We start from the raw sequence: 297 nt of genomic DNA, 5'->3' as shown, positions 1-297 counted from the left end.
TAGAAATGTTAAATATTGTTGGACTTAATGAACAACAATATTTAACATTTCTATTATTTTTTGTCGTCGTTCCTCTTTATTCTTAACTAAATTATGAATATCTAATCCTTCAGCAATAATATCTTCAACCTTCATACGTGGATTAAGACAGGCCATTGGATCTTGAAAAATCATTTGCATATTTCTATTAACATTGGCAACAACTTTTCTTGGAACTTTTCCATCAATTCTATCACCCGACATAAAAACTTTTCCGTCCGTAGGATTATATAATCTTATCATAGTTCTTCCAGTTGT

1 pseudogene is annotated in these 297 nt (G+C 29.6%); it reads right to left on the bottom strand.

What is annotated here, in order from left to right:
• Window positions 1-24: 24 nt before the first annotated feature.
• Window positions 25-297, bottom strand: a pseudogene (locus ACX6CF_RS26270) (peptide ABC transporter ATP-binding protein); the annotation flags it as partial.

This window comes from Vallitalea sediminicola, from assembly GCF_054408565.1.
This window is presented reverse-complemented; position numbering and strand designations above follow the sequence as displayed.